This window comes from Thioclava sp. UBA3469 (assembly GCF_002378135.1).
GTDB classification, from domain to species: domain Bacteria; phylum Pseudomonadota; class Alphaproteobacteria; order Rhodobacterales; family Rhodobacteraceae; genus Thioclava; species Thioclava sediminum.
This window is the reverse complement of the sequence record NZ_DFRG01000212.1, coordinates 13,372-34,817: the sequence shown is the minus strand read 5'-3', so window position 1 is coordinate 34,817 and position 21,446 is coordinate 13,372. Positions and strand designations below refer to the sequence as shown.

Genomic DNA, 21,446 nt, shown 5'->3' with positions numbered 1-21,446 from the left:
ACATCGGTGTAGCGGCCTTCGGGAATGTCGAAGAAGTCGCGGAAATCGGCCTCGTTCATCAGCATCAGATCCGAGGTCATCAGCGCGGAGTCGCGGCTGAAGGTCTTGGCGACGTCGAATTTCTTCAGATCGCCCTCATAGCGCGACAGGAAAACCGGCGCGCCCGCCCATTCGAGGCCGCGTGCGCGGGGGATGCCCTCGCCAATCGCGATCTGACCGGGGTCGGGCATCATCTCGGGATCGTCGGGCACCATGACGGTGTAATTCGCGCCGTTGATCCGGTCGTAATAATAGCCCCAGAGCCGGGGATGGGCCTCGGTCACACCGCGGATCGCCGCGATCTCGTCGGCGACCGATCCTTCGATCAGATCCTGACGGCCCAGCGTGATCTTCTGCACGGTGATCTCGGGCGCGCCTTCGAGCACGGTCGTGGTCTCGAACCGCAGGCTGGCGGCGAAGAACATCGCCGAGGCGAGCACGAAGACCACAACGGAATAGACCGCGATCAGGGCAATATTCTTGCCTTTGCGGCGGGCGAGAGCGGCGAGAGTGAAATCGGCCAGCGCGCGCTGGCGGCGCAGGAATGGGGTCATTTCGCGGCCTCGGGTTGGAAGAGGAGCCAGCCCTTGCCGGGCGTGGCGGGGGGCGGCACGAAGGTGCCGGAGGGGAAGTGGTCGAAGCTGCCCGGGTGGTCCTGAAACGGCGTGTTCAGATCGGCGAGGCTCGGGTTCCGGGTGTAGCGCGCCTCGGTAAACAGCGCCGGATCGGTCAGCCCCAGCCGCGCGACCAATCTGCGCTCTTCGAGCAGACGCCCATCACGATGGGGACGCGCGAAGACGGGGTAGTAAAGCTCCACCGCCAGCAGCAGCGTCAGGGCGCCGAGCCCCGCGAAAACATAGGTTGAGCGCCGCATCAGAACGGGCCGCCCTGATCGAGCGCGTCGATCAGCTCCGGCGTGACCTCGTCATGGCGCAACAGCTTCTGGCCCTTATGGTCGCGCATGAAGTCCTGCGCATCGACCGCGTTCATCAGCGGCACCAGCTCGTGGCCCATCGGGCCCAGAACGTCCGAGCCGACGACATAAAGCGCCTCGCGTGCGTCGATCAGCTTGAGCCCGTAATACTCGGTCACGCCCATGCCGGCGATCTGGTCGGCTTTGCGGCCAAGGGCGTATTTCTCCATGTCGAACATGTATTTGAAGTAGTCCTTGGCGCCGTCGAAATGATCGGCATAGCCATCCGCGTAGAGCACCGTGGTGATCCATTCGGGGTATTTGTAGACGAACATGCCGCAGAGCGGGCAGGTGTCGTCGGGGCCGGGCGGGGGCAGGTCGAGCGTGGGCGCATCGGCGTGCGCAGCACTCAGCCCCGGGCCGAGCGAGAGGGCAGCGGCGAGGCCCGCCGCGCGTTTGAGCATCTGGCGCCGCGTCGGGCGCGACAGGGCGCGCGACAGGGGGCGTGCGGGCGGGCCCCCGTGATGGCAGGGATGGTTGCACATCGTCTTGCAACTCCTTGAATATAGGTCGGAAAGGACGGGGCCGCGCGGGCCCCGCCTAGAGGCGATCACTGACCGGCGCGGGCGCGGCGCTCGGCGCGGCGTTTGCGAATGTTGATCGTGTCGCGCGCCATATCGGCATAGGCCATGACCAGCGCCTCGTCGAAGCTCGCCAGCTTGCCCCCGTCCTTGGCCGCCGCATCCGCCTTGGCCGGATCGGCATAGGCGTATTTCGACGTGCCGGTCATCGTGCCGGGCTTTTTCGCGTCGATCACGTAGGTCATGTCGTCGACCACCGCGAGCGGCTTGACCTTGGCCGTGGCCCCCGCATCGCCCGCATAGATCGTCTTCGGACCCGCATCCATGTTCAGCGCGAGGCTGATCGCCGCGCAATGCAGCGAGCAGGTGCCGTCGACCGTGTCGTTGTCATAGACGATCAGGTGGCGCGTCTGGCTGAACATCTGCCGCATCATGCCGCAATAGGGGCAGCGGGGGTATTTCTCGAACTCGTTCTCGAGCGGCGCGGTGTCGGTCTTGAGAAAACGGGTCAGCCCGTTCTGGTCGGTCCAGTCCATCGGCGACATCGGCATGCCGTCCATCGGTTTCATATCCTCGGCAGCGGCGCCGGAGGCCACCAGCGCGAGGCCGGTCGAAGAGGTCAGAAGAAAGTCGCGTCGTTTCATTGGGATCATCCTGTCATATCGCAACGCACCGCCATCGAGAGACGGGCGCAGTCGCGAGCCATGTGTCTGGTTTGGAAAAAGGCACGTCCGGATAGACGTGCAGGGACGCACTCAGACGACAGGAGGGGCGCGGGCGTGCCGGAAACGGGGCGCGGTCTGCACCGGGAGAGAGACCCGCTCAAGGGACGCGTGGAGCGGGACGATCTCGCGGTCGAGACGGGCCGGGGTGACAATGGTGTCGGGGGCTTCAAACGCGCAGACCGAGGCCGAGCCGCAGACTGCGCATTGGCTGTGGACTTGACCCGTGGGCGCGGTCTGGCCGGGCAGGGGCGCGGCCCCATCCGGCGCGGCGACCGTTTCGCCCTGCGGGGTCATGTAGACGATGCCCTCGCCGGTACAGACCTGCAGCAGCCCCATCTGCGCGCCGGGCGCGGTCCGGCCGGTGGCGGCGATGGCGGCCGCGCCCAGATGATCGGTCAGCAGGACGACCTGCAGCAGGATCGCAACGAGCGCGGTCAGCAGCGCCGATTGCGCGCGGCGCAATCCAGCGAAGCGCGGCGCGTGCAGGCGCGGGCCGCGGTCGATCTTGCCGTCAAAGGCTCTGGAGGCGCGTTGGGGTCGGGTCATCACTCAAGCTCGTATCACATGAGGGTGAGCCGAGAATTGATCCGCGTCAAACGCTTGAGGGGTGACTCAGCGTCGCAGTGTCGCGCGCTCAGAGCGCAGGCGGTCGGGCCATGGTCCGGCCTGACCCCTGAGCCTTCAGGCCACGCGACGCCAAGGCTGCGCGGGGAAGTGCACTGCCTCGCCGGTCTCGATCGAGCGCTGCACCGGGCCCTTCGGGTTCCGCTGCGATATCTCGACACAGCAATTCGGAAACCTGATGATAGATCGGCAGGCCGGTGCGCTATCAAGCAGGTTGCTTATCTAAGTTAAGTCGAAGAGCAGCCGCGAGCGAGAGGCGCATGACTGCAGTGCGGATGAGAGCGGTTATGTCGCGCCGAACCTTTGGACCGGGGTGGGGCGCGCGCGCGTTCGGATTGCGGCGCGGCGCTGGTGGGCTCGGTCGGCAGGTGCTCTCGAAGCTCGAGGAATTCCGCGAGATGTGCATTCGCGCCTTCATCTTGTAGGGCTATCCGCATATCGACACGGTCTCGCTGCCCGAAATCTATGGGGCCGCTTGCAACACCGCTCGCAGAAGGGAAACGCCGCTAATGGAAAAGATCGACCTCACCTCCGACGTGGCACTCAGCCGGATCGTCTATGGCATGTGGCGACTGGCCGACGATGCTGACACCTCGCCCGCCCATGTGCGCGCCAAGATCGACGCCTGTCTGGAGCAGGGGATCACCACGTTCGACCATGCCGACATCTACGGTGGCTATACGGCGGAGGGGGTATTCGGCGCGGCGATGCGCGAGGATCCGTCGCTGCGCGATCAGATGGAGATCGTCACGAAATGCGACATCATCGTCGCGGCGGGCCGTCATGCGCATCGCAAGGTGAAGCATTACGACACCTCGCGCGCGCATATCGAAGCTTCGGTCGAGGCTTCGCTGAAGGAGCTGGCCACCGACCGGATCGACCTGTTGCTGATCCATCGCCCCGATCCGCTGATGGATCATAACGAGACGGGGGCTGTGCTCGACGATCTCGTGGCCTCGGGCAAGGTGCGTGCGGTTGGCGTGTCTAACTTCCGCCCGTGGGACTGGGAGTTGCTGCAATCGGGGATGAAGACGCCGCTCGTGACCAACCAGATCGAGATCAGCCTTGGCTGTCTGCAGCCCTTCACCAACGGCGATCTGGCCTTCCACCAGCGTCAGGCGCAGCCCGTGATGGCATGGTCGCCGCTGGGTGGCGGCGCGCTGATGACCGGCGAGGGTCGGGTGCAGAGCGTTCTCGATGAGATCGCGCAGACGCAGGGTGTCGATCGCGCGGCTGTCGCGACGGCTTTCCTGCTCGCCCATCCGGCGCGGATCATCCCGGTGATGGGGACCAATAACCTCGAGCGGATCGCGAAGCTTTCCGATGCGCTCAAGGTTCAGATCGACAGGGAGACGTGGTTCCGCCTCTACGAGGCCGGGCTCGGTCAGCCGGTCCCATGAGAAACGCCGCCCGCTAGTTCATCCCGCGCCACCCGGCGCGGGGTCTTCTTTTTCGGGGCGGATAAGGGGGCGTTCAGGCCGACAGCCAGCCCTCGAGCTTACCGCTATCCGGCAGGCCGCCCGTGTGGACCAGCTTCCCGTCGACCGAGACGCCGGGGGTCGACATCACGCCAGCCATGGCGATTGCGCGGGGGTCGGTCACCTTCTCGACCGAGACCTCGATGCCGAGCTTGGCGGCCGCTTCCTTGACCATCTCCTCGGTCTTTTCGCAGCGCTTGCAGCCGGGGCCGTAAACCTTGACGTCCTTCATCTCTTTTCTCCTTAGAACAATGCGTTGAACAGGAAGCCGACGGCGAGGATGCCGCTGGCGACGACCCCGATGAACACAGCGATCAGGCGCAGTTTGAGGACCTGTCGCAGGATGATCATCTCGGGCATGGACAGCGCGATCACCGACATCATGAAGGCCAGAACCGTGCCGAGCGCCGCGCCCTTGCCCAGAAGCGCCTCGACGATCGGGATGACGCCGGCGGCGTTGGTGTACATCGGCACGCCCATCAGCACCGCGGCCGGCACCGACCACCACGTGCCCGAGCCCATGATCCGCACCATCAGATCCTGCGGCACATAGCCGTGGATCAGCGCGCCCATGGCGATCCCGACGATGATCCAGATCCAGACCTTGGCGAAGATCTCGCGCACGGCCTCGAGTCCCAGACGATAGCGGTCGGTCATGCTCAGATCATCGCTCTCGACCGCGCCCGGCGTGGTTGCGCCGGAATGGATGTCGCGCACCCAATCCTGCAGCCAGCCCTCGACATGGAGCCTGCCGATTACCCAGCCCGCGACGATCGCGATAGCGAGGCCGAAGCCAAGATAGACCAGCGCCACGGACCAGCCGACGAGGCCGACCAGCAGGATCAGCGCCACTTCGTTGACCATCGGGGCGGCGATCAGGAAAGAGAAGGTGACGCCCAGCGGGATGCCCGCGGAGACAAAGCCGATGAAGAGCGGCACCGCCGAGCAGGAGCAGAACGGGGTCAAGACGCCCAAGCCCGCCGCCATCACGTTGCCGACGCCCTCGCGCTTGCCCGAGAGAAGCGCGCGGGTCTTTTCGGGGCTGAAGAAGCTGCGCACGACCCCCATCGCGAAGACGATCAGCGTCAGCAGCATCATCACTTTCGGCACGTCGTAGAAGAAGAAGGCCAGCGCCTCGCCGGTATGGGTGTCGCGGGCGACTGGCAGCAGCGAGACGATCCATTCGGAGAGGGCCGGGAGCTGGTGGTAAACCACCCACCACGCGACGAGGCCTGCCGCGACGACCACGCTCCACGCCCAGCCGGGCATCCCGCCATGCGGCGTTTCATGCTGCGTCACACTCATGCCGCGCTCCTTTCCGTCTTGGCGCTGGCTTTCATGACCGCGCTCAGGATTTGCTGGATTTCCGGGGAGAGGTCGGGGTTCACCCGATACCGGACCCATTGCGCATCGCGCCGGTCGACCACCAGCCCGGCGGCTTTCAGCACGCCCATATGGCGCGACATGCGCGACTGGGTGGCATCGAGACGCGCCATCAATTCGCAGGCGCAATGCTCGCCCCCGTCATGCAAAAGCTGCATCGCCCCCAGCCGGGTGGGTTCGGCAAGCGCGGAAAGAACAGTCACGATCATCGGTGCCTCCATTTCTACATTCGCATATGCGCATTCGCGCAAATGGAGTCAACGCGCCCGAGGTGGAGCATTCGGTCGCCCCCATCCACCGGGGTGCGGGAATCTATCGAAGAGAGTGAGCGCATCACGGGCCTCCGACCTTCACAGGACCGGGGCTAGATTAGCGCTGAGGGGGTGCGTCGCTTCAATGCGCTCGATCAAGTCGGGCGCGATTTTTCTCGATCTCTAGCGAAAGGTCACTGTGTTCGGCCTCAGGATTGGCCCTTCGCGATGTTGCGCTCCATAAGCCGCTGGAACAGCCGGGGCGAGGCGCGGTTGATCCACCACGCGAGCCGCGCGACGCGGCCCACCGGGATCATCGGGCGGCCGCGCTTCAGTCCGGCGAGGATCACCCGTGCGGCAGCCTCGGGCGTCATGTAATCCACCCCGTCCGCAGCCGCACCGGGGCGCGCGATGCCGTCCGATTGCCGCTCGGCCCTGTCGATATTGGTCGCCACGAAGGAGGGTGCCGCGATCTGCACGCGCACGCCGTGAGGGGCCTCCTCCGAACGCAACGATTTGAAGAACCCTTCCAACGCATGTTTCGACGCTGCATAGGCCGTGCGGTGGTAAAGCGGCGAGAACCCCGCGACCGAGGAAATCGCCAGATGCGTGCCGTGGCTTTCCCGCACGGGTTCGAGGAACTGCCGCGCCATCGCGGTCGCCGCGAAATAGTTAATCTCGAAGACCTTGCGATGCGCGGCCTCGGTCAGCTCGGAGAACGGCCCGATCTGGGTGACACCTGCATTGTAGATCACCAGATCGATCCGGGGGTAACGCGTCAGGATGTCTTTGCAGGCGCTGGCAAGCTGATCCGCGTCGGTCAGATCGCAGGCGATCACCTCTTCGTTCGGCGCGGCGGTAAGGCCCGAAATATCCCGATCGAGCAGAACGACCTGCCAGCCCTCGGCGCGCAGCCCCGCCGAGAGCGCCTGCCCAAGCCCCCCGGCACCGCCCGAGATCACCGCGACCCGCGTGCTCATAGCCCGGCCTCGAGCGCCCAAAGATCGAAGACTTCCGCGCTGGTCAGCTCGGGCGTGTAGCCGAACACCTCTTTCAACGCGTCGTTGGCCAGAACGGGGCGGTATTGCAGGAAGCGCACCTGCTCTGGCCCGTAGCGGCTCAGCCCAAGCGGATGGGCGATGGCGAGCGCCGCCTTGATGCCAAGCGCGGGCAGGCGGCGCACCGGTTTGCGCAGACGCCGCGCCAGATCGCTGACGCCGAGCGCGCCATCGCCCGCCACATTGAAGATGCCCGGCGGTCCATCGGTTGCCGCGCGGATCAGGATGCGCGCGAGATCGCGGGTCCAGATGAAGACGAAGGGGCTCTCGCAGCCTCTCAGCGCGAGCAGGCGCGGCTTGCGGAAAAGCGCGGTGATCTGGTTGTCGGTGCCCTTGCCCAGAACCGTACCCACCCGCAGCACGACCTGCTCGAGGGCAGGGTGGGTGTCGCGCGCCTCGGCCAGCATCTCCTCGACCTGCCGCTTGTGATCGGCATAGGCGAACTCGGGACTGCCGCGCACAGGGTCGCTCTCGCGCAGCGGCACGGGGTTGTCGGCGTGATAGCCATAGGCCGCGCCCGAGGAGGTCACGACGAGCCGCCGAACCCCGACCGCAAGTGCCGCCTCCAGCACCTTCCGCGTGCCCTCCACATCGACCTTATAGGCGAGCTCGCGCCCCATGCCGGGGCCGGGGGTCACGATGGAGGCGAGATGCACGATCACCTCCGGCCGTTCGCGCGCGATGACCTTGGCGGGGGCGTCGGTGGTCACATCCATCGCCACGAAACGCACGGCTTCGGGCAGGGTGTCGGGGCAAGCCAGATCGGTCGCGATGACCTCGTGGCCGCTCTCAGACAGTTCGGCGGTGAGTACGCGGCCGATCATGCCGCCCGCTCCGGTAATCAGGATTCGGGTCATCGTGCGGCCTCCTTTCGTCTCATGATGGTCGAGATCGCGAAGCCCGCGATGATGTGCCAGATGCCCCAGAAAGCCGCGACGATTGCCATGCCGCCCAAGCCGCCGAAGAAGGCGAAGATCAGCACGAGGCCGAGACCTGAATTCTGGATGCCCGTCTCGATGGTGATCGCGCGCCGGTCGAAGGGCGACAGCCGCGCCAGCGTCGCGGTGCCATAGCCGCCCGCGAAGGCCAGCGCGTTGTGCATCACGACCATCCCCGCGATCAGCCCGACGAATTGCACGAAATATTGCCAGTTGGCACTGAGCGAGAGCGCCACGAACGCCACGAAAATCGCCATCGAGATCCATTTCAGCGGATCGCGAATGCGCGTCGTGAGGTCATAGCGGTAATGGTTCAGCGCAATCCCGGCGATCAGCGGTAAGAGCAGCATGACACCGACGGTGATCGCCACGCTTACCGGGTCGATATGGGTCTCGTGCAGCAGCGCCCGCGTCGGGGCGTACAGGCTGCCCCAGAAGGCGATATTGAGCGGCGTCAGCACGATTGCCGCCACCGTGGCGAAGGCGGTCAGCGAGACCGAGAGCGCCGTGTTCCCACCCGCCCGATGGGTGAAGAAGTTCGAGACATTCCCGCCCGGGCAGGCCGCCACGAGGATCAGCCCCAGTGCGATCGACGGGCTGGGCTGCAGCGCCAGCACCAGCCCGAAGGTGAGCGCGGGCAGCACCAGAAATTGCGACGTGAACCCGACGATCAGCGCCCAGGGCCTGCGCACCAGCGGGCGGAAATCGCGTGGGGAGAGGTCGATCGCGACCGAGAACATGACGATGCCGAGGATCGCGTTGAGCAGATGCAGGGCGCCGGGGCTGAAATTGAGCCGAACCGCGTCGAGCCCCGTCATGCCGGGGCCTTCCCGCCGAGCGCCTTGATCCAGCCTGTGACCGCCTTGCGATAGGTCGCCTTGTCCACGTAATAGGCCATCCGCGCGAGCTTGAGATAGGCCATGCCGCCGGTCGCACGCTCGAACCCTTCGGCTTTCTTCGCCTGCAGGCGCTTCGCGGCCTCCGAGCCGTCGCGCAACCCGCGAATGTAGCGCGCCACCATCTCGGCCTGCTCGTGACGGCCCTGCCAGCCAAGGCCGCTCGCCTCCAGCATTCCCAGCACGAAGAGGTCATCGCGTTTGGGATGCATCGCGTTCAGGTACAGATGCGGCGCATCGCCTTGCCAGTTCAGCAGCTCGGGCGCGATGAACGGGTAATGCAGCTTGTAGCCGGTGGCCGCGAGGATCATGTCGTAATCCGCCTGAGAGCCATCCTTGAAATGCACCGTTTTGCCGTCGAGCCGTTCGATATCCGGGCGCACTTTCAGATCGCCGTGGCCCGCGTGGAACAGCACCAGCGAGTTCACGATCGGATGGCTTTCGTAGAGTTTGTAATCGGGCTTGGGAAACCCGTATTTCTGCGGATCGCCCACGAACCATTTCAACAGCGCGCCGTCGATCTTGCGCTTGAGCCACATCGGCAGCTTGATCGCCCCGCCCAGCGTGTCGGCGGGTTTGCCGAAGACATATTTCGGCACGAAGTAATAGCCGCGCCGCATCGACAGATCGCAGCTTTTGCCGTGATGGATCGCGTCCACCGCGATGTCGCAGCCCGAATTGCCCGCACCCACGACGAGCACGCGCTTGCCGGTGAATTGCGAGGGATCGCGATAGGCCGAGGAATGGATCAGCTCGCCGTCGAACTGGCCCGGGAAGTCCGGCATGTTCGGCTCGGAAAGCGTGCCATTGGCGATCAGAACGCCCGCATAGATCTCCGAATGCTCGCCCTCGCCATCGCGCCAGCTGACCCGCCAGCCCTCGCCATCGCCGCCCAGCGGTTCAAGTTTCGTCACCTCCGCATTGAAGCGGTAATGGCGGCGAATGTCGAAATGATCGGCGAAATCGCGGAAATACTGCGCCATCTCGCGGTGGCTGGGATATTCCGCCACCTCCTCGCGCATCGGGAAATCGGTGAATTCCGTCATCCGTTTCGAGGAAATCAGATGCGCGCTTTCATACATCGTCGAATGCGCGCCCTCGATATCCCAGAGCCCGCCCACATCGCTGTGCAGCTCGAACCCCTGATAGTCTACCCCCTGTTCGCCCAGCACCTTGGCCGCGGCCAGACCCATCGGGCCCGCGCCGATCAGGGCGAACGTGCCCCTCGTATTTGTCATGTTGCGTCTCCTCCCAGACATTCTTAAATTGAACCATTGTTCAAAATAAGCAAGCCCCGATCTGATGACGAAAAAGACGACCGAGAAACAAAGGCTTAGGGCGCCGTCGAAGCGCTCTCTCGCGAGTCGTTCACGGATTCTCGATGCGGCGGAAACGGTGTTTGCGCGGGACGGATTCGAAGGCGCGAAGGTGCGCGACATCGCCGCGCTGGCCGAGGTGCCGCTGGGTCTGGTGAACCATCACGGGGGCTCGAAAGAGGCGCTGTTTCGCGAAGTGGTGGAGCGGCGCGCCGAAGAGCTGGCGCGTCTGCGTCTCGAGGCTCTGGCGGAGGCGAAGGGGCAGGGGGCGCTCGATCTGACGGCGATCCTCGGCTGTTTCTTCCGGCCCTATCTGGCGAAGGCGGCGGGCAGCGATCCGCAGTGGCTGGCCTATGCGCGGCTTGTGGCGATGGTCTCGGCCGATCCGGCCTGGGCGGATATCTCGACCGATCTGTTCGACCCGACCGCGCAGCGCTTCATGGACGAGATCTGCGCGCTGCATCCCAAGGTCAGCCGGGCGGTCGTGGCCGAAGGGTTCGTCTATTCGGTCGCAGCCCTTCTGGCCTTCCTGACCTCGGAATGGCGGATCGCGGCGCTGGCCTCGCAGTCCGATGCGAAAGCCTCGGTCGAGGGGCTGGTCGCCTTCTGCGCGGCAGGCTGTGCGGCGCGGATCGCACAGGCCGAGACGTGACCGGATGCTGAGCGTAACGACCCTGCTGGTCATCACCGCCGTGTTCTTCTCCGCCTTCCTGCGCGGCATCGCGGGGTTCGGTTTCGCGCTGGCCGCGGTGCCGATCGTCTCGCTGATGGTGCCGCCGGTCGAGGCGGTGACGCTGGCGGTGCTGCTGCAGGTCGTGGTCGGGTGCCGCGATCTTTTCACCCTGCACGGGCATGTGCACAAACCCTCGCTCGCGCGGCTGTCGCTGGGCGCGATTGTGGGCACGCCGGTGGGGATTTTCGCGCTCACTGCCGTCAGCGCCGATGCCGCGCGGGTGATGATCGCGCTCGCCGTGCTGGCGGGGCTGGCGCTGCTGTTGCGCTACAAGCCTGCGCGCCCGCATCCCCATGGTGGGCTCGCGCTGCTGGCGGGCGTCGCCTCGGGCGCATTTTCCGGACTGGCCGCGATGCCCGGCCCGCCTGCGGTGGCCTATTATCTGGGCGCGGGCACCACGGCGGTGCAGACGCGGGCCTCGTTGTTGTTGTTCTTCTTCGTGGCCTCGCTGCTGGCCACGCCGGGGCTGATCTGGGCGGGTGCTGTGAATGGCGATGCGCTCTGGCTGACGCTGGTCTCGGTGCCTGCGCTTGCGCTGGGGACATGGGCGGGGACCGCGGCCTTCGCGCGGCTTGACAATACGCAGTATCGCTCTCTCGCCATCGTGGTCATGGCAATTTCGGCGGTGCTGGCAGGCTGGCGGGGGCTGTCGGTCTATCTCTAGGGCCGGGAGCGAGCGCCCCTCTTAGCTGCCGCGGGCGAGGATGAACCACTCGCCGATATTTTCGCGATTGATGAAGCCCACGAAATTCCCGGTCTTGCCGATCACCGCCACCGCGGGAATACGCCCTTTCGCGAACGCGTCGAGCACATCGTCCATCCCGGTTTTCAGCGACACGACGGGCACGTTGTCGAACATGATCTCGGAAACGGGGCGCTGGCGGAATTCGGGGTCGGGCCGGGCCAGCACGCTCTCGCGGGTAACGAAGCCGACGAACTGCCCGTCCGGCGTGAGAACGGGGAATTCCGATTGCGAGCTGTGCAGGATCGCCTGAGCGGCGGTGTCGAGCGTGTCGTCGGGCGTGAGCGACACGAAGGAGGTGATCACCGCGTCCCGCGCGGCCGAACGATGGGCGAGGCCACGCATCGCCGCATCCGAGCTTTCCGCCCCGGCCGCGAAGAAGATGAACGCCGCGATCAGTACGAGGATCGGGTTGCCGCTCGTCAGCCCCCAATAGGCAAAGAGCACGGCGATGACCTGCCCGGTGCGCGCCGCGACCTGCGTGGCTTTCACCCGGTCCATGAACATCGCAAGTGCCGCGCGAAACACCCGCCCGCCATCCATCGGGAAAGCGGGGATCAGGTTGAATGCCACGAGAAGCGCGTTGACCAGCGCGAGCCGGCCCCAGAAGCTTTGGCCTGGATTGTCGAGCGATTGCAGGTCGCTCAGCCAGCCGCTGCCGCCAAGAAAGATCGTCAGGATCAGGAAGATCACCACGTTGACCGCAGGGCCCGCCACCGCGATCAGGATTTCCTGCTTGGGGTTTTCCGGGATCCGCTCCAGCCGCGCCAGCCCGCCGATCGGCAGAAGGGTGATGTCGGGGGTGCGCACGCCGAACCGGGCCGCCATCGTCGCATGGCCGAATTCGTGCAGAACGACGCAGGCGAAGACCGACAGGATGAAGAGCATGTTGACCAGCGCGGCTTGCGGTCCGTCCGCCGCCCAGGCCGAGGCGGTGATCCAGATGATCAGCAGAACGAAGGTGACATGCACCCTGAGAACCGTGCCGCCGATCTTGCCGATTGAATAGGACCAGCTCATGTCATCCCTCTCTTTCCGCCGTGCGGTTGCCCCGAAAGCGGGGCGCGGCACACGGATGTCCTCCGCCCTCAATCTGACCCTTCGTCCCGATCACCACAAGGAAGCAATCCCAATAAGTGACGGAGTTTGAAAAAGCTTCTGCACGCGCAGATCAGAACTCGGTCACGCGCCGCGTCGTCTCCGGGTCGAGGAAACCCGCGACCGTGGCATCGGTCTCGAGCTGCAGCGCCCGGTGCAGGTCCGGCACCGCGGCGTGATTGAGAACGCGTTTCATCGCGCGGACCGACAGGGTGGGAAGATCGGCGAGGCGCTCGGCGGTCTGGACGGCCACCGCGATCAGCGCGGCATCGTCAACCACCTTCCACGCCAATCCGATCTCGCCCATCTCCTGCGCCGAATACCGGTCGCCGAAGATCAGCATTTCGCGCGCCTTGTTCAGCCCGACCAGCGCGGGCAGGAGCGAGGTGACGGCCCCGGTGACGAAGAGGTTCAGCGAGACCTCGGGGAAGAAGCCCTTCGCGCTCTCCGCCCAGATCGGGAAGTCGCAATTGATCGCCCATTCCAAGCCGCCGCCGACGGCCCAGCCGTTGATCGCGCCGACCACCGGCTTCGCGCCGAGCGTAATCGCATGGGTCGCGCGCTGGATCGCGTGCACGATCTCGCGCGCCTCTTCCTCGGTCTCGGGATGGGTATGGGCCTTGCGGTCATCGCCCGCGCAAAACGCTTTGCCCGCCCCGGTGAAGATGATCGCCTTGGTGGCCGGGTCGGCATTGGCGTCCTCGAATGCGCGCGCGACATCGACGACCAGCTGACGGTTCATCGCGTTGAGGCGTTCGGGGCGGTTGAGGGTGATGGTGCGCACGCCCTTGGCGCCAAGCTGGCTCAGGACGGTGTCGTAGCGGAAATCGCTCATTGGAAACTCCGGATGACGCGTTTGGTCTTGCCCTCGGTGCGCGGGAAGCTGTGGGCGGGGAGGAGGGTGACGCTCGCCGTCGCGCCGAGTTGCGACTTGATCCGCTGCTCTACCTTGCGCGCAAGATCGGGCGTCGCGTGCTGGCCTTCCGCCAGTTCCGCGCTGACCGGCAGGGTGTCATAGGGCGGGGGCGTGTCGAGCGTGATGCGGTAGTCGCCCGACAGCTCGGGGATCTCGTTGAGCACGGCGGCGACCATCGAGGGGAACATGTTGAGGCCCCGCACGACCACCATGTCATCGGAGCGCCCGACGACCGAGAAACGAAACCCGGTGCAGCCGCAGACACAGGGCTCGGTCCCGCCGATGGTGATGATGTCGCCGGTGCGGAACCGCACCAGAGGCTGGCAGTCGCGCACGAGGTGGGTCAGGACCAATTCGCCGCGCGCCCCGACCTCCAGCGGGATCGGCGCGTCGGTATCGGGGTCGATCAGCTCGGGATGCAGCACGTCGGCGGCCATGAAATGCAGCTTCGTGTCATACGGACATTCCGCCGCGAAGTTCGAGAAGACGTCCGAGACGCCGTAATTCGCGTTGCGCGGCTCCATCCCCCAGGTCTCGCGCAGGCGGGCGCGGAAGGCGGGGTCGTCGAGCCCCGGCTCGCCCCCGAACAGACCCAGCTTGAGGCCCAGATCGCGCGGCGTCAGTCCGGGGTGTTTCTCGGCGATGACCCGTTCGAGGACGGACGGGTAGGAGGGCGTGCAGGAAATCGCGGTGATGCCGACCTCGCGGATCGTCTGGATCAGAAGCTCGGTCGAGCCGACGCCGAAAGGCACGACCAGCGCGCCCGTGGCCTCCAGCGTCATGTGATCGGTCAGCCCGCCCATCCACATCTGGTAGTTCAGGCAATGCACCACCGTATGCTCCGCCGTCAGCCCCGCAGAGCGGTGACAGCGCCCGCCGACCTCCTGCGTCACCAACGCGTCGCGGGCCGAGAGCGCGAGGTTCATCGCCTGACCGGTGGTGCCAGACGTCCGATGCAGGCGGTTGGCGGTGCTGCGTGTGGCGGCGAGGTAGTCGCCGAAGGGCGGATGCTCGGCCTGCGAGATCCGCAGTTGCGATTTGTCGGAGAGCGGCAATTCAGGCAGGTCGCGCAGGTCCTCGGGCGGTCTGCGCCCCTGCCAGAGGTTCTGGTAAAAGGCCGAGGTTTCAGCGACATATGCCCGCTGCGCCTGCCAGCGGCGTTCGATCTCGGGCTGCAGCTCCGCGCGGGAAAGGTGCTCGGCGCCGGGAATGGTGGTCATGCCGTCATCCCCCGGTCCCAGAGCAGCGAGAGCGTCTCCAGCACCGCATCGCGATCCTGCGATATCTCGATCACGGCCGGGTCCTTCGCCAGCAGAAGGTTGGAGAGGTATTGGTCGACCATGCCCCCCAGCGCATAGGCGCGGCGCAGCAATTCGTCGCGCGGGGGCGCCGTCTTGCCCTCCTGCCGCTGCCTGCGTTCCACGGAGGCGACCACCGCCTCGATCCATTCCCGGTTGAGCGTCTGAAACGCCGCCTGCGCCTCGGGGAAGCCGTCGGTCGGGTGGATCAAGCTGCGCATCAACCCGCTATTTTGCTCGAACAGACGGAGATAGGCGCGGGTCGCCGCGCGCGGCGCATCATGGCCTTCGCGTTCGCTCGCCGCGCGCATCGCCAGTTGAAGGAAGGCCACGAAGCCCCGAAGCAGGCTGTCGAGCAGGGCGTTACGATCCTTGAAATAAAGGTAAAACGTGCCGTTCGAGACGCCGGCCTCCTTGCAGATCTCCGCGACGGTGAGGCCCTGCGGCCCGCCGTCTTGCAAAACCTTGCAGGCGGCGATCTGAAGCTGGGCGCGAGTGCGCTCTCCCTTCGGGCGTCCGGCGCTTGTCGTGGCAAGATGCTCCGGGAAAGAGAACACGGCGGCGTCCTGCGACGCATTTGCGAGGGTGGGGGTCACGTTCCGGCTCCAAAAATGAAACTGACGTCAGTTTTATATTTAGGGAGGCCGAAGCCGTCAACGCTGACGTGACTCTGCGCCGCGTCAGGTCGGTGCGCTCAGGTCGCGGAGGGTGCCAGATAGACCTCGCCCGGGGCGAAGGGGAGGAAGCGCTCCGCCGCAATCCCCGAGGCTTCGAGGCTGCGCCCCAGCAGGGCGGGCGGCTCGTCACGCGGCTCGTCGGTCAGCTGGAACGTCCCCCAATGACAGCCAAGCGCTTGCGTGGGGCCGATATCGGTGAAGATGCGCACGGCCTCTTCGGGCGCGACATGCTGGGGCTGCATGAACCAGCGCGGCTCATAGGCCCCGATCGGGATCACCGCGATGTCCGGCACGCCGTGCCGGGCGCGGATATCGCGAAAAAGCGCCCCGTCGCCATAACCGGTATCGCCCGCGAACCAGATCCGGCTCTGCGGCGTGTCGATCCAGAATCCGCTCCAGAGCGCCATGCGCCGGTCGCCGAGCCCGCGCGCCGACCAATGGTTCGCGGGCGTCAGAGTGACGGCGACACCGGGGGCCAGCGCGATCCGGTCGTGCCAATCCCCGGTCTCGATCTGCGCGTCGCGCACCGCTTTTCGCACCGTCGCATCCGTGCCCAGCGGCATCACCATCCTAGGGCGGTGGCGCTTATGCAGCTTGCGCAGCGTCACGGTGTCGAGATGGTCGTAATGGTTATGGCTGATCAGAACCGCGTCGATCGGCGGGAGAGTGTCGAAGGCGACACCGGGTGCGGTGACGCGCCGGGGCCCGGCAAAGCGCAGCGGGCTCGCGCGCTCCGACCAGACCGGATCGGTCAGCAGGTTGAGCCCCGCGACCTGAATGAGAACCGAGGCATGCCCGACCATGGTCAGCCGCGCCGTGTCGCTGCGCGCGGGCGGCACGCTCGGCTCGACCGGGACATGCTTGGGCCAGCGCGCCCGCTGCCCCTCGCGATGCCATTTCAGAATGTCGCGCAAGGAGCGGTCGGTGGAGGGCTGGTCCTGCGGGTGAAACCGCTCGCCGTCGAAATGGTCCGTGACCGGGCCGAAATAGTAGCGGTTACGTGCCATCTCGTGCCTGCCTTTGTCTTTAGGGGGAGTGGACCCGGCCTGTCGTGTCTCCGGATATCAGCGCGCCAGGGCCTCGAGATGAGCGGTGGCCCCCTCTGCAAGCGCGGTCGGGTTATAGCCGCCTTCTAGACAGGAGACGATACGCCCCTCGCAACAGCGGCGCGCGACGCCCCGGATCGCATTGGTCAGCCACCAGTAATCGCCTGCGGTCCAGAGCAGCCCGGAGATATCGTCCTCGCGATGCGCGTCGAACCCGGCGGAGACGATGATCAGCTCGGGTTTGAAGGCCTCCAACCGCGCCAGCCCGTCCTCCCACGCCACCTTCATCTCGGAGGCTCCGCTGCCACTGGCCAGCGGCAGGTTGAGCACGTTGTCATGCGCGCCGGTCTCCGAGCGCACCCCTGTGCCCGGCCAGAGCGACTTGGGCTCCTGATGCGACGAGATGAACAGGCTGCGCGGTTCGTCCCAGAGAATATCCTGCGTGCCATTGCCGTGATGCACGTCGAAATCGAGCACCGCTACACGCGACAGGCCATGCCGTTCGAGCGCATGAAGCGCGGCAAGCCCGGTATTGCCATAGATGCAGAACCCCATCGCCCGCGTCCGCGTCGCATGGTGCCCCGGCGGGCGGGTCGCGACGAAGACGCGCTTGGCCTCGCCCGAGAGGACAAGATCGACGGCCTGCAAGGCACCGCCCGCGCCCAGACGGCTCGCACGGCGCGACCCGGGCGAGACATGGGTGTCCGAGTCGAGATCGGCATGTTCCTCACGCGCGAAGACCTCTTCGAGCGCTTCGAGATAGGCCGGATCATGGCCCAGCAGGAGGTCCTCGTCATTGGCCTCGCGCGCCTCGATGACGGGCAGCTCCATCTCGTCGATCAGTCCGCGCACCGTCTCGAGCCGCCACGGACGCTCGCGATGATGAGGCCCGGTATCGTGACCAAGGCAATCCGCATGGGTGATCGTGACGAAACTGCTCATGAAGCTCTCCAGAGAAGGGGCGTATCGGGGCTATAGGCGCGAGTCGGACCCCGCCGCACCGTTACTCGTCCGGTGCTGCCCGTTGCGAAGCTGCGTCAGCCTTGGGGAAATGACAAGCACCCCCAAGGACGGAAACGCGCTTCCGCCGTGACTTTGAAGGGACGTCGCCTAAACGCGGCGCATTGCTGTCAGCAGGGTGGCCCGATCAGAAACACGGGCGGCAGTTCGCGCGCGCGGCGCTCTGCCAGCCGTCGTTTCGCGGTGGCCAGCTTGACCTGCGTGACCTCGAGGCGCACCAGCGCCCGGCTGCGCGCGTCATAGAGCCGCCGTATCGGTGAACCCGGATTTCCGATCATTCCCGGACGACGGTCCGCACTCGGCGGAAACCAGTCGTTCAAGGCGACAAGCGCGTCTCGCCACGCTCTGTCCGCCTCGATGTAACGCTCGAACGCAAGACGCAAGGCGCGGCGGCGCGTCGTGAGTTCCGGTCGCATTCTCTCTCCTCCCCAGAAGATTCGACATCTTTCAATTATAGCAGAAATGCGGCGAGTCGTCAGGTTTTGCTGGGCTCCGCGGCGATCACCGTCTCGAACACGGTTTCGCGAGCAGGGCAGGATTTCCTTGTCTTGACGCTTTAGGGTTGCGTTAAATGAACCATCGTTCATTTAATATGAGCGCCCCCATGGAGGATCAATGGCCCGATGTGCCGGCGATGGGGTGTCAGAGGAGGAAATCATGCATAGCGAGACGAACCCGCACCCTGAACTCGGTGTGGCCCCGAAACGCGGTCTGGCCCATGTCGCCGGGCCGACCGATACCCCGTTGATCGAGGACACGATCCCGGCCGTGCTGAAGCGCACCGCCGCGCGTTGGCCTGATCGCGAGGCTGCCATCTTCACCTCGGAAGGCATCCGCTGGACCTGGGCGGAGTTCGCGGCACGGGTCGACCGGCTTGCCTCGGGGCTGCTCGCGCTCGGGCTTCGGCATGGCGACCGGCTCGGCATCTGGTCGCCCAACCGATCGGAATGGCTGCTGACGCAATTCGCGACGGCGCGGATCGGGGTGATCCTCGTGAACATCAACCCGGCCTATCGTCTGCACGAGTTGGAATTCGCGCTGCGCAAGACCGGTTGCCGGGGGCTGGTGCTGGCGGAGACCTTCAAGAGCTCGGATTACCTGTCGATGATCCAGCGCCTGCTGCCCGAACTCGCGGAGAGTGAGCCCGGACAGCTGGAAACCATGAAACTGCCCGACCTGCGCGACATCATCACGATTGGCGAGACCCAGCATCCCGGATGCCATCGCTTCTCGGATGTCGAGGCGCTGGGCGAGGCGCAGGACCGCAGCGCGCTCGATCCGATCACCGCTCGGCTGGACCCGAACGAGCCGATCAACATCCAGTTCACCTCCGGCACGACCGGGTCGCCGAAAGGCGCGACGCTGACCCATCGCAACATCGTCAACAACGCGCATTTCGTGACCCACGCGATGCTGGCGACCGAAGCGGACCGCGTCTGCATCCCGGTGCCGTTCTACCACTGTTTCGGCATGGTGATGGGCACGCTGGGCTGTGTCACCAAGGGCGCGACCATCGTCGTGCCGAGCGAAGGCTTCGATCCCCAGAGCGTGCTGGAATGCGTCGCCGCCGAGCGCTGCACCGCGCTTTACGGGGTGCCGACCATGTTCGTCGCGATCCTGGAGCATCCCGATTTCGCGAACCACGATCTGTCCTCGCTGCGCACCGGAATCATGGCGGGCGCGCCCTGTCCGATCGAGGTGATGAAGCAGGTGCAGTCGAAGATGCACATGTCGGAAGTCACCATCGCCTACGGGATGACCGAAACTGCGCCGGTCTCCTTCCAGTCGGCCACCGATACGCCCTTGGAGAAACGTGTCTCCTCGGTGGGGCTGGTGCAGCCGCATCTCGAAGTGAAGATCGTGCGCGAGGATGGCTCGCTCGCCAATGTGGGCGAGCAGGGCGAGCTGCTGACGCGCGGCTACTCGGTCATGTGCGGCTATTGGGGCGAGCCCGAGCGCACGGATGAGGCGCTCGATGCGGACGGCTGGATGCATACGGGCGATCTCGCCCGGATCGACAGCGAGGGCTATTGCATCATCACCGGCCGGGTGAAGGACATCATCGTGCGCGGTGGCGAGAACGTCTATCCGCGCGAGGTCGAGGAGTTCCTCTACACCCATCCCGATATCAGTCAGGCGCAGGTCTTCGGCATCCCGGATCACAAGTTCGGCGAGATCGTCGCGGCATGGATCGTGCCCCGCAACGGCGCCGAGTTGACCGAAGATGCTATCCGCGCGTTCTGCCGCGATGAGATCGCGCATTTCAAGGTTCCGGCGGTGATCCGGTTCAAGGACAGCCTGCCGCTGACGGTCTCTGGCAAGCCGCAGAAATTCGTCATGCGCGATGCGATGATCGAGGAACTGGAACTGGAGGTCGAGGCGACCGCCTGAGCTGTTTCAAGTGTTGCGAGCGTCGCGCGGGGTCTCCGCGCGGCGCTCTCTGCCTCAGCCCGCGTCCTTGGGTTTATGCGTGCCGTTGAACCGCGCGCGCAGCGGCAACAGGCTCAGCGCCGCCGTCGTCGCAAAACCCGCGCCCGCCAGGAACGTCCATTGCGCGCCGCCGATTTCCCATAGCGCCCCGGCAAGCACGCTAGCGATCAGCAGACCCACGCCGGTCACGAGGTTGAACATGCCGAAGGCGGTGCCGCGCAGCTCTGCCGGGACCGCTTCGGCCACCAGCGCGGCCAGCAGACCTTGGGTGAAGCCCATATGCATCCCCCAGAGCAGCACGCCGACCGCAAGCCCGCCGATCCCGCCGACCAGCGCCAGCGTCAGGTCCGCCGCGATCAGCAGCCCCAGCCCGACCAGCAGCAGCCCCACGCGCCCGACCCGGTCGGAGAGCGCGCCCACCGGATAGGCGATCAGCGCATAGACCGCGTTCATCCCCACCAGAACCAGCGGCACGAGCATCACCGGGATGCCGTCGTCATTGGCGCGCAGGATCAGGAAGGCCTCGCTGAACCGGGCGAGGGTGAAGAGCGTCGCGACCACCACGACCCACCAGAACATAGGGCCCAGGAGCTTGAGCTCCGAACGGGCGAGGGGATTGCGCACGCGGCGTTGCGTGCGGGGATGGACGGGCTCTTTCACCACGAACAGGATCAGCCCGAGCGACAGGAAGGCCGGGATCACCGCGACCCAGAAGACCGAGCGGAAATCGTCCGAGAACAGCCACATCAGCCCGATCGCGGCGAGCGGCCCGAGGAACGCGCCCACCGTGTCGAGCGATTGCCGCAACCCGAAAGCCGCACCGCGCATCTTGCCCGGCGCGAGGTCGGCGATCAGCGCGTCGCGCGGTGCGCCCCGGATGCCTTTACCCACCCGGTCGATGAAGCGCGCGGCCACCAGCCAGTCGAATGTCGGCGCGAGCGGAAAGATCGGTTTCGTCACGGCGGCCAGCCCATAGCCGAGCGCGGCCAGCTCCTTGCGCCGTCCGATGCGGTCCGACAGCGCGCCCGAGAAGACCTTGGTGATCGCGGCGGTGGCTTCGGCGATCCCCTCGATCACGCCCACCGCCAGCGCCGTCGCGCCAAGCCCGGTCATCAGATAGACCGGCAGCAGCGCGTGGATCATCTCGGAGGAGATATCCATGAAGAGCGACACGAACCCCAGCGCCCAGATGCCCACCGGCAATCCGCGTCCAAATTTGCCCGCTGGCGTGTCCTGTGCCTCTTGCGCGTCGTCCGTCATGTGCCTCCTGCAAGCGACGTGAGG

The 21,446-nt window shown here is 65.8% G+C and carries 23 protein-coding genes and 1 pseudogene; 4 read left to right on the top strand and 20 right to left on the bottom strand.

The features are described 5' to 3' along the window. The 5 genes and pseudogenes from B3D39_RS15805 to B3D39_RS15785 form a co-directional block, all read right to left on the bottom strand. Positions 1 to 593: pseudogene (locus B3D39_RS15805) on the bottom strand (ABC transporter permease); the annotation flags it as partial. Then, the gene (locus B3D39_RS15800) at positions 590 to 913 is read right to left on the bottom strand and encodes a hypothetical protein (RefSeq protein WP_274963152.1); all 324 of its coding nucleotides are present in this window, start codon (positions 911 to 913) and stop codon (positions 590 to 592) included. The gene B3D39_RS15800 and the pseudogene B3D39_RS15805, both read right to left, overlap by 4 nt. Next, the gene (locus B3D39_RS15795; protein WP_274963151.1) at positions 913 to 1,497 is read right to left on the bottom strand and encodes a nitrous oxide reductase accessory protein NosL; all 585 of its coding nucleotides are present in this window, start codon (positions 1,495 to 1,497) and stop codon (positions 913 to 915) included. The genes B3D39_RS15800 and B3D39_RS15795 overlap by 1 nt, the downstream gene beginning before the upstream one ends. A gap of 65 nt (positions 1,498 to 1,562) precedes the next feature. Next, a complete protein-coding gene (locus B3D39_RS15790; RefSeq protein WP_274963150.1) occupies positions 1,563 to 2,177 on the bottom strand; it encodes a nitrous oxide reductase accessory protein NosL in 615 nt (204 codons plus the stop codon). Positions 2,178 to 2,288: 111 nt separating this feature from the next. Beyond that, positions 2,289 to 2,804 carry a DUF2946 family protein gene (locus B3D39_RS15785; RefSeq protein ID WP_274963149.1) on the bottom strand — a complete coding sequence of 172 codons (516 nt, stop codon included), beginning with the start codon at positions 2,802 to 2,804 and terminating at the stop codon, positions 2,289 to 2,291. Between the two features lie 587 nt (positions 2,805 to 3,391). On the opposite strand from B3D39_RS15785, the gene B3D39_RS15780 reads away from it, so the two are divergent. Further along, positions 3,392 to 4,282: an aldo/keto reductase gene (locus tag B3D39_RS15780; protein WP_274963148.1), complete on the top strand. Its 891-nt coding sequence runs from the start codon at positions 3,392 to 3,394 to the stop codon at positions 4,280 to 4,282. 73 nt (positions 4,283 to 4,355) lie between these two features. On the opposite strand, the gene B3D39_RS15775 is transcribed toward B3D39_RS15780, so the two are convergent. The 7 genes from B3D39_RS15775 to B3D39_RS15745 form a co-directional block, all read right to left on the bottom strand. After that, complete coding sequence (locus tag B3D39_RS15775; protein WP_078546966.1) at positions 4,356 to 4,592, bottom strand: thioredoxin family protein; 237 nt, start codon at positions 4,590 to 4,592, stop codon at positions 4,356 to 4,358. 11 nt (positions 4,593 to 4,603) lie between these two features. Then, positions 4,604 to 5,665 (bottom strand): permease, encoded by a 1,062-nt coding sequence (locus tag B3D39_RS15770; protein ID WP_414718016.1) that lies wholly within the window; start codon positions 5,663 to 5,665, stop codon positions 4,604 to 4,606. Further along, a complete protein-coding gene (locus tag B3D39_RS15765) occupies positions 5,662 to 5,952 on the bottom strand; it encodes an ArsR/SmtB family transcription factor (RefSeq protein WP_274963147.1) in 291 nt (96 codons plus the stop codon). Before B3D39_RS15765 ends, B3D39_RS15770 begins: the two co-directional genes overlap by 4 nt. A 251-nt stretch (positions 5,953 to 6,203) precedes the next feature. Then, positions 6,204 to 6,974 (bottom strand): SDR family NAD(P)-dependent oxidoreductase, encoded by a 771-nt coding sequence (locus B3D39_RS15760; RefSeq protein WP_274963146.1) that lies wholly within the window; start codon positions 6,972 to 6,974, stop codon positions 6,204 to 6,206. Next, positions 6,971 to 7,909 carry an SDR family oxidoreductase gene (locus B3D39_RS15755; RefSeq protein ID WP_274963145.1) on the bottom strand — a complete coding sequence of 313 codons (939 nt, stop codon included), beginning with the start codon at positions 7,907 to 7,909 and terminating at the stop codon, positions 6,971 to 6,973. Before B3D39_RS15755 ends, B3D39_RS15760 begins: the two co-directional genes overlap by 4 nt. Next, the gene (locus B3D39_RS15750) at positions 7,906 to 8,808 is read right to left on the bottom strand and encodes a bile acid:sodium symporter family protein (protein ID WP_274963144.1); all 903 of its coding nucleotides are present in this window, start codon (positions 8,806 to 8,808) and stop codon (positions 7,906 to 7,908) included. Before B3D39_RS15750 ends, B3D39_RS15755 begins: the two co-directional genes overlap by 4 nt. Continuing rightward, complete coding sequence (locus B3D39_RS15745) at positions 8,805 to 10,124, bottom strand: flavin-containing monooxygenase (protein ID WP_274963143.1); 1,320 nt, start codon at positions 10,122 to 10,124, stop codon at positions 8,805 to 8,807. Before B3D39_RS15745 ends, B3D39_RS15750 begins: the two co-directional genes overlap by 4 nt. A 64-nt stretch (positions 10,125 to 10,188) precedes the next feature. On the opposite strand from B3D39_RS15745, the gene B3D39_RS15740 reads away from it, so the two are divergent. After that, the gene (locus B3D39_RS15740; protein ID WP_274963142.1) at positions 10,189 to 10,854 is read left to right on the top strand and encodes a TetR/AcrR family transcriptional regulator; all 666 of its coding nucleotides are present in this window, start codon (positions 10,189 to 10,191) and stop codon (positions 10,852 to 10,854) included. Positions 10,855 to 10,858: 4 nt separating this feature from the next. Further along, positions 10,859 to 11,599, top strand: coding sequence for a sulfite exporter TauE/SafE family protein (locus B3D39_RS15735; RefSeq protein ID WP_274963141.1), 741 nt, complete (start codon positions 10,859 to 10,861; stop codon positions 11,597 to 11,599). Positions 11,600 to 11,620: 21 nt separating this feature from the next. Here the strand turns inward: B3D39_RS15735 and B3D39_RS15730 are convergent, their stop codons facing one another. The 7 genes from B3D39_RS15730 to B3D39_RS15700 all read right to left on the bottom strand — a co-directional run bounded on the left by B3D39_RS15730 (position 11,621) and on the right by B3D39_RS15700 (position 18,148). After that, positions 11,621 to 12,697, bottom strand: coding sequence for a site-2 protease family protein (locus tag B3D39_RS15730; RefSeq protein WP_274963140.1), 1,077 nt, complete (start codon positions 12,695 to 12,697; stop codon positions 11,621 to 11,623). A gap of 151 nt (positions 12,698 to 12,848) precedes the next feature. Continuing rightward, entirely contained in the window at positions 12,849 to 13,610 is a 762-nt protein-coding gene (locus B3D39_RS15725) for an enoyl-CoA hydratase/isomerase family protein (RefSeq protein WP_274963139.1), read from the bottom strand. After that, on the bottom strand, positions 13,607 to 14,911 hold the full coding sequence (locus tag B3D39_RS15720) for a phenylacetate--CoA ligase family protein (protein ID WP_274963138.1): 1,305 nt from the start codon (positions 14,909 to 14,911) through the stop codon (positions 13,607 to 13,609). The genes B3D39_RS15725 and B3D39_RS15720 overlap by 4 nt, the downstream gene beginning before the upstream one ends. Next, positions 14,908 to 15,585: a TetR/AcrR family transcriptional regulator gene (locus tag B3D39_RS15715; RefSeq protein WP_274963137.1), complete on the bottom strand. Its 678-nt coding sequence runs from the start codon at positions 15,583 to 15,585 to the stop codon at positions 14,908 to 14,910. Before B3D39_RS15715 ends, B3D39_RS15720 begins: the two co-directional genes overlap by 4 nt. Positions 15,586 to 15,683: 98 nt before the next feature. Beyond that, positions 15,684 to 16,673 carry an MBL fold metallo-hydrolase gene (locus B3D39_RS15710; protein WP_274963136.1) on the bottom strand — a complete coding sequence of 330 codons (990 nt, stop codon included), beginning with the start codon at positions 16,671 to 16,673 and terminating at the stop codon, positions 15,684 to 15,686. Positions 16,674 to 16,730: 57 nt separating this feature from the next. Next, positions 16,731 to 17,654: a histone deacetylase family protein gene (locus tag B3D39_RS15705; protein WP_274963135.1), complete on the bottom strand. Its 924-nt coding sequence runs from the start codon at positions 17,652 to 17,654 to the stop codon at positions 16,731 to 16,733. Between the two features lie 188 nt (positions 17,655 to 17,842). Further along, positions 17,843 to 18,148, bottom strand: coding sequence for a hypothetical protein (locus B3D39_RS15700; RefSeq protein ID WP_078539324.1), 306 nt, complete (start codon positions 18,146 to 18,148; stop codon positions 17,843 to 17,845). Positions 18,149 to 18,389: 241 nt separating this feature from the next. Here B3D39_RS15700 and B3D39_RS15695 point away from each other — a divergent pair, with 241 nt between their 5' ends. After that, positions 18,390 to 20,123, top strand: a complete 1,734-nt coding sequence (locus B3D39_RS15695; RefSeq protein WP_286789859.1) for an AMP-binding protein — start codon at positions 18,390 to 18,392, stop codon at positions 20,121 to 20,123. 54 nt (positions 20,124 to 20,177) lie between these two features. On the opposite strand, the gene B3D39_RS15690 is transcribed toward B3D39_RS15695, so the two are convergent. Beyond that, positions 20,178 to 21,422, bottom strand: a complete 1,245-nt coding sequence (locus B3D39_RS15690) for an MFS transporter (protein WP_274963226.1) — start codon at positions 21,420 to 21,422, stop codon at positions 20,178 to 20,180. Between the last annotated feature and the right edge of the window lie 24 nt (positions 21,423 to 21,446).

What these genes read in the sequence shown, in the direction of transcription:
- B3D39_RS15800 (WP_274963152.1), bottom strand. Translation starts at nt 913, where the DNA reads ATGCGGCGCTCAACCTATGTTTTCGCGGGGCTCGGCGCCCTGACGCTG.
- B3D39_RS15795 (WP_274963151.1), bottom strand. Translation starts at nt 1,497, where the DNA reads ATGTGCAACCATCCCTGCCATCACGGGGGCCCGCCCGCACGCCCCCTG.
- B3D39_RS15790 (WP_274963150.1), bottom strand. Translation starts at nt 2,177, where the DNA reads ATGAAACGACGCGACTTTCTTCTGACCTCTTCGACCGGCCTCGCGCTG.
- B3D39_RS15785 (WP_274963149.1), bottom strand. Translation starts at nt 2,804, where the DNA reads ATGACCCGACCCCAACGCGCCTCCAGAGCCTTTGACGGCAAGATCGAC.
- B3D39_RS15780 (WP_274963148.1), top strand. Translation starts at nt 3,392, where the DNA reads ATGGAAAAGATCGACCTCACCTCCGACGTGGCACTCAGCCGGATCGTC.
- B3D39_RS15775 (WP_078546966.1), bottom strand. Translation starts at nt 4,592, where the DNA reads ATGAAGGACGTCAAGGTTTACGGCCCCGGCTGCAAGCGCTGCGAAAAG.
- B3D39_RS15770 (WP_414718016.1), bottom strand. Translation starts at nt 5,665, where the DNA reads ATGAGTGTGACGCAGCATGAAACGCCGCATGGCGGGATGCCCGGCTGG.
- B3D39_RS15765 (WP_274963147.1), bottom strand. Translation starts at nt 5,952, where the DNA reads ATGATCGTGACTGTTCTTTCCGCGCTTGCCGAACCCACCCGGCTGGGG.
- B3D39_RS15760 (WP_274963146.1), bottom strand. Translation starts at nt 6,974, where the DNA reads ATGAGCACGCGGGTCGCGGTGATCTCGGGCGGTGCCGGGGGGCTTGGG.
- B3D39_RS15755 (WP_274963145.1), bottom strand. Translation starts at nt 7,909, where the DNA reads ATGACCCGAATCCTGATTACCGGAGCGGGCGGCATGATCGGCCGCGTA.
- B3D39_RS15750 (WP_274963144.1), bottom strand. Translation starts at nt 8,808, where the DNA reads ATGACGGGGCTCGACGCGGTTCGGCTCAATTTCAGCCCCGGCGCCCTG.
- B3D39_RS15745 (WP_274963143.1), bottom strand. Translation starts at nt 10,124, where the DNA reads ATGACAAATACGAGGGGCACGTTCGCCCTGATCGGCGCGGGCCCGATG.
- B3D39_RS15740 (WP_274963142.1), top strand. Translation starts at nt 10,189, where the DNA reads ATGACGAAAAAGACGACCGAGAAACAAAGGCTTAGGGCGCCGTCGAAG.
- B3D39_RS15735 (WP_274963141.1), top strand. Translation starts at nt 10,859, where the DNA reads ATGCTGAGCGTAACGACCCTGCTGGTCATCACCGCCGTGTTCTTCTCC.
- B3D39_RS15730 (WP_274963140.1), bottom strand. Translation starts at nt 12,697, where the DNA reads ATGAGCTGGTCCTATTCAATCGGCAAGATCGGCGGCACGGTTCTCAGG.
- B3D39_RS15725 (WP_274963139.1), bottom strand. Translation starts at nt 13,610, where the DNA reads ATGAGCGATTTCCGCTACGACACCGTCCTGAGCCAGCTTGGCGCCAAG.
- B3D39_RS15720 (WP_274963138.1), bottom strand. Translation starts at nt 14,911, where the DNA reads ATGACCACCATTCCCGGCGCCGAGCACCTTTCCCGCGCGGAGCTGCAG.
- B3D39_RS15710 (WP_274963136.1), bottom strand. Translation starts at nt 16,673, where the DNA reads ATGGCACGTAACCGCTACTATTTCGGCCCGGTCACGGACCATTTCGAC.
- B3D39_RS15705 (WP_274963135.1), bottom strand. Translation starts at nt 17,654, where the DNA reads ATGAGCAGTTTCGTCACGATCACCCATGCGGATTGCCTTGGTCACGAT.
- B3D39_RS15700 (WP_078539324.1), bottom strand. Translation starts at nt 18,148, where the DNA reads ATGCGACCGGAACTCACGACGCGCCGCCGCGCCTTGCGTCTTGCGTTC.
- B3D39_RS15695 (WP_286789859.1), top strand. Translation starts at nt 18,390, where the DNA reads ATGCATAGCGAGACGAACCCGCACCCTGAACTCGGTGTGGCCCCGAAA.
- B3D39_RS15690 (WP_274963226.1), bottom strand. Translation starts at nt 21,422, where the DNA reads ATGACGGACGACGCGCAAGAGGCACAGGACACGCCAGCGGGCAAATTT.